We start from the raw sequence: 4,942 nt of genomic DNA on the forward strand, positions 1-4,942 counted from the left end.
GCCGCGCCCGACGCGAGGTCAGGTGGATCACGGCCGGTCTCCGCGGTCCGGGCTACGGCGGCCGGGGCTACGGCGGTCCGGGATGCGGCGGTCGGTGGTGCGGCGGTCGGGGTAGCGGCGCTGTTCACGCCGCCGCTGATCGGCGCAGTCGGCGGGAGGCCGGGCGGATCAGCAGTGAGAGCAGGACCGCGGCGACCGCCACGGCTCCGACGATCGTCGGCAGGGCGTGGCCAGGGCCGAGGGCGCCATGGGTCACGAGGGCGCCGAATACGGCCCCGAGCGTGCCGGTCGTGAGGACGACCGTGCGTGCGGGGAGGCGGTCGGGCAGCCGGTGCACGGCGGCCCAGGCCAGGGCGAATCCGAGCAGGGCGGAGCCGAGAGCTTCCAGGAACACGTGATCACCTCGCGTGCGGTGCGGGGCGGGCATTGCGGTCGTAGCCGTCCTACCCGGGCCAACTCGAGCGCAATCCTCCCCGCCCGCCTCACCTGCACCTTCGTTCCGTCCCCAGGCGACGGGGCCGGTCGGCACGCCACCCGGACGGACGAAGGGCCCGGCGGAACGAATCCGCCGGGCCCTTCCCCATGTCACACGACATGTCACACGACTCAGAGAGCGCCGAAGCCCACCCGGCGCACCGCCGGCTCGCCGATCTCCACGTACGCGATCTTCTCGGCCGGGATCAGGACCTTGCGGCCCTTCTCGTCCGTGAGGCTGAGCAGCTGCGCCTTGCCGGCCAGCGCGTCGGCCACGGCGCTTTCGACCTCTTCGGCGGACTGCCCGCTCTCCAGAACGATCTCCCGGGGTGCGTGCTGCACGCCGATCTTGACCTCCACGGCTATGTCCCTCCGAACGGTCAGCGTTGCGCGTCTCCCGCGCCGTACGCTGCACACATTAGCCCGGAGAGGCGACCCGCACGGCCTACCGGCGGAACGCCAGGAGCGAACACCGACGACCCTCGGTGATCAGAGACCCTCGGCGATCGGCTGACCGTCCGTCGGGTGCAGCGGGAAGCCCGCGATGCCGCGCCACGCCAGCGAGGTCAGCAGTGCCACGGCCTTGTCGCGGGGGATGGCGGACTCGCTGGAGAGCCAGTAGCGCGCCACGACCTGAGACACACCGCCCAGGCCCACCGCGAGCAGCATCGACTCGTCCTTGGAGAGGCCGGTGTCCTCGGCGATGACGGCGGAGATCGCCTCGGCGCACTGCAGGCTCACCCGGTCCACCCGCTCGCGCACGGCCGGCTCGTTGGTGAGGTCGGACTCGAAGACGAGCCGGAACGCGCCGCCCTCGTCCTCCACGTACGCGAAGTACGCGTCCATCGTCGCCTCGACGCGGAGCTTGTTGTCGTTGGTCGACGCCAGCGCGGTGCGCACGGCCTGGAGCAGCGCCTCGCAGTGCTGGTCGAGCAGGGCCAGGTAGAGCTCCAGCTTGCCCGGGAAGTGCTGGTAGAGGACCGGCTTGCTCACGCCCGCGCGCTCGGCGATGTCGTCCATCGCGGCGGAGTGGTACCCCTGCGCGACGAACACCTCCTGGGCCGCCCCGAGGAGCTGGTTCCGTCGGGCGCGGCGCGGCAGGCGCGTGCCCCGAGGGCGTGCTGCCTCTGTCTGCTCGATGGCTGTCACGCCGCCTCCCAAAAATCGATCCTTGCGCGCTGTGGTGTCGCGCCCGCCATCGTACTTTTGGGTAACCCGGCTGTGCGCGGTGCGGACGCAGAATTTCACGGACCGGACGCCCAGGGCGACAGGCGATTCAACGTTAAACCGAACAAATCAGCGGTAGTCGTCTTCGTCGAGGGCGACCACGCGAGCCTGTTCGGAGGAGTCCGCCTCGTTCGCCGAGTCCCGTTCGAGATGAGTGTGGGGCTCGTCCTCGCGCTGCTGCAGTTCGGCGCGCTGCTCAGCGGCGTCGGCCTCAGGGATTTCCTCGTCGAGCACGACGTCCTCTTCCTCGGCGAATGTGTCCGGCTCGGACGGATCGACAGTCATGCGGTTCCTTCCGGCATGCGGGGGCTCTCCGATGACCCTCACTACGAGCGTAGGAGCACACCCGGCGCGGCGCACCCGATCCTGTGACGCCACACACACGCGCCGCCGCGTGATCGTCTCGTAATATTGCGGCCATGTCGTCGACCGAGCTTCCGGAGACCCGGACCGCCGCCGCACCGCACACGCCGCGGACCCGCGCCGTACGCGTCGCCGACGGCGAGGAGTTGCGCTCCGTCGCGCTGCCCGGGCTCACGCTCACCGTGCGCGCCCGGCCCGGCGCGAGGGCGGGCCTCCCGCCCGCGCTCTACGTCCACGGCCTCGGCGGTTCGTCGCAGAACTGGACGGCCCTGATGCCGCTGCTCGCGGACCACGTCGACGGCGAGGCCGTCGACCTGCCGGGCTTCGGCGACTCCCCGCCGCCCGACGACGGCAACTACTCCGTCACGGGACACGCCCGGGCGGTCATCCGTTTTCTCGACTCCGGCGGCCGCGGCCCGGTCCACCTCATCGGCAACTCGCTCGGCGGCGCCGTCTCCACCCGGGTCGCCGCCGTCCGCCCCGACCTGGTCCGCACGCTGACCCTGGTCTCCCCGGCCCTGCCCGAACTGCGCGTCCAGCGCACCGCCTGGCCGACCGCGCTGTTCGCCCTGCCGGGGGTCTCGTCGCTCTTCGCGAGACTGTCCCGGGACTGGACGCCGGAGCAGCGGGTCCGGGGCGTGCTCTCGCTCTGCTACGGAGACCCCGGCCGGGTCTCCGAGGAGGGCCTGCGACACGCCGTGGAGGAGATGGAGCGCCGCCTCGAGCTCCCGTACTTCTGGGACGCCATGGCCCGCAGCTCGCGCGGCATCGTCGACGCGTATACCCTCGGCGGCCAGCACGGCCTGTGGCGTCAGGCGGAACGGGTGCTCGCGCCCACGCTGCTCGTCTACGGAGGGCAGGACAAGCTCGTCTCCTACCGGATGGCGCGCAGGGCCGCCGAGGCGTTCCGCGGCTCCCGACTGCTGACCCTCCCGGACGCCGGGCACGTGGCCATGATGGAGTACCCCGAGACGGTCGCTCAGGCCGTGAAGGAACTGATCGAGTCCGACGAGGCCGACGGGGCCAGTGCAGACGACAGCGGCAGGAGCTGATCCGGGGCGTGGGACGACACAGTCGTAAGGGCTCCGCGCCCACTCCCCCCGCCGAACAGGCGCAGGGGCGGGCGGAGAAACCGGGGCAGGGGCAGGGGCAGGGGCGGGGAACGACCGGGTCGGGATCGGGGCGCCGCAGGCGCGCACCGGGCGCCGAGGGCGCGTATCCCCAGGACCCGTACGCTCCGGATCCGTACACCCAGGACCCGTACGCCCGTGGTGGGTACACGCAGCAGCGGACCGGGTACGCGCAGGGCACGGGCGCCGGTCTGTACGGCGGGCAGGCGCCGAGCGCGTACGGGCAGCAGCCCGCGCCCGGCGGGCGGCCCGTCTGGGACACGCCGATGCACGGCACCCCCGTCTACACCGCCCCCGTCGAGACGGCCGTACGGGGCGGACACCCCGAGCACACCGAGACGCCGGCCCATCCCCAGCGCTACGGCGACTGGCAGGGGCACCGCCGGAACGCGCCGGCCGAGACCGCCGACGCACCCCCGCCCTTCATCCCCGGCCAGCGCCGGGAGAGCGACGCGGACGACGCCGACGTTCCCGAGCCGCTCCCGGAGGAGGCCCCGGCGAAGAGCGGCAAGGGCCGCACGTTCACCGGCATCGCGGCCGCCGCGGTCACCACCGTCCTCGCCGTCGTCGTGGCCGGTCAGGTGGCCGACCGGGACTCCGGTGGGGCCGTCGCGCACTCGGCCGAGGGGCCCACCGACCGGGCCGTCGACAACGGCGGAGCCTCCCGCTCCGACAACCGGCTCACGCCCCCGGCCGCCGCGCCGCCGTCCGCCGCACCCGCGGCGCCCGCCGCGCCGCCCACGTACGAGCAGTTGATGGCCCGCCAGTTCCCGATCGACCCCAAGCTCAAGGGCTCGGGCGACTTCGAGGCCGTCGCCGGCTTCGACAAGGCGCCGGGCCAGGGGCGCAGGATCCGCTACCGCGTCGACGTCGAGAAGGGGCTCGGGCTCGACGCGAAGCTCTTCGCGCAGGCCGTGCAGAAGACCCTCAACGACCCGCGGAGCTGGGCCGGCCGGGGCGCCATGACCTTCGAGCGGATCTCCAGCGGCGAGCCCGAGTTCGTGGTCACGCTCGCCAGCCCGGGCACCACCGGCACCTGGTGCGCCAAGTCCGGCCTGGACACCACCGTCGACAACGTCTCCTGCGACTCCGCGTCGACCTCCCGGGTGATGATCAACGCCTTCCGCTGGGCGCAGGGCTCGGACACCTTCGGGGACAAGGCGATGTTCGCCTACCGCCAGATGCTCATCAACCACGAGGTCGGCCACCGGCTCGGGCACAGCCACGTCACCTGCCAGACGCCGGGGGCGCTGGCCCCCGTGATGCAGCAGCAGACCAAGTCGCTGGACATCGACGGAATCAAGTGCCGCTCCAATCCGTGGGTGCATCCCGGGAGTTGATCCCGCGAGGAGAAGCCTGGAGTAGGTCCCGGGAGCAGATCCCGGGAGTTGAACCCGAGGCGGGGGCATTCCCGCCGTGACCGGCGACGCGGCTCTTTCGGGTAATTCCGCGTGCGGGAAATCCGCCTTCCCCCTTCCGTGTATTCCGCGCATTCCGCGCGGCGAAGCCGCGGACTCCGCCATGGCCGCAGCCTGACGCTGTGTGTGCGAAGCGTCCCGTAGCGCGACGAAACGCGACCGGGGTGGGAAAGTTACGTGCATTCACCCCTTCCGGTGGTGGGGCGGAGCACCCGCCCGGGCCCCCCCGGGTAATCCCCGTTGCTTATTGCCGCGGCGCGGGGCCGGCCCGCGGGGGCCGCCCGGGAAGGGAGATAGGGGGGGGGATACGGGGGGGGGGTATAACAAAAT

General features: G+C 72.4%; 6 protein-coding genes. 2 read left to right on the top strand and 4 right to left on the bottom strand.

Annotated elements, in window-relative coordinates; genetic code table 11:
* Nucleotides 1-124: 124 nt before the first annotated feature.
* The 4 genes from ACFWRO_RS32955 to ACFWRO_RS32970 form a co-directional block, all read right to left on the bottom strand.
* A complete protein-coding gene (locus ACFWRO_RS32955; RefSeq protein WP_384517012.1) occupies nt 125-394 on the bottom strand; it encodes a hypothetical protein in 270 nt (89 codons plus the stop codon).
* A 212-nt stretch (nt 395-606) separates the two neighbouring features.
* Nucleotides 607-834: a DUF3107 domain-containing protein gene (locus ACFWRO_RS32960; protein WP_260229006.1), complete on the bottom strand. Its 228-nt coding sequence runs from the start codon at nt 832-834 to the stop codon at nt 607-609.
* 129 nt (nt 835-963) lie between these two features.
* The gene (locus tag ACFWRO_RS32965) at nt 964-1,623 is read right to left on the bottom strand and encodes a TetR/AcrR family transcriptional regulator (protein WP_384517015.1); all 660 of its coding nucleotides are present in this window, start codon (nt 1,621-1,623) and stop codon (nt 964-966) included.
* A 147-nt stretch (nt 1,624-1,770) separates the two neighbouring features.
* Nucleotides 1,771-1,986, bottom strand: coding sequence for a hypothetical protein (locus ACFWRO_RS32970; protein WP_384517018.1), 216 nt, complete (start codon nt 1,984-1,986; stop codon nt 1,771-1,773).
* A gap of 134 nt (nt 1,987-2,120) precedes the next feature.
* On the opposite strand from ACFWRO_RS32970, the gene ACFWRO_RS32975 reads away from it, so the two are divergent.
* Together ACFWRO_RS32975 and ACFWRO_RS32980 are read left to right on the top strand one after the other, a co-directional pair.
* Nucleotides 2,121-3,116 carry an alpha/beta fold hydrolase gene (locus ACFWRO_RS32975; protein WP_384517021.1) on the top strand — a complete coding sequence of 332 codons (996 nt, stop codon included), beginning with the start codon at nt 2,121-2,123 and terminating at the stop codon, nt 3,114-3,116.
* 8 nt (nt 3,117-3,124) lie between these two features.
* Complete coding sequence (locus ACFWRO_RS32980; RefSeq protein ID WP_384517023.1) at nt 3,125-4,534, top strand: DUF3152 domain-containing protein; 1,410 nt, start codon at nt 3,125-3,127, stop codon at nt 4,532-4,534.
* Nucleotides 4,535-4,942 lie beyond the last annotated feature (408 nt).

The sequence above is a fragment of the Streptomyces sp. NPDC058579 genome, assembly GCF_042718575.1.
Lineage (GTDB): Bacteria > Actinomycetota > Actinomycetes > Streptomycetales > Streptomycetaceae > Streptomyces.

What these genes read in the sequence shown, in the direction of transcription:
- ACFWRO_RS32970 (WP_384517018.1), bottom strand. Translation starts at nt 1,986, where the DNA reads ATGACTGTCGATCCGTCCGAGCCGGACACATTCGCCGAGGAAGAGGAC.
- ACFWRO_RS32975 (WP_384517021.1), top strand. Translation starts at nt 2,121, where the DNA reads ATGTCGTCGACCGAGCTTCCGGAGACCCGGACCGCCGCCGCACCGCAC.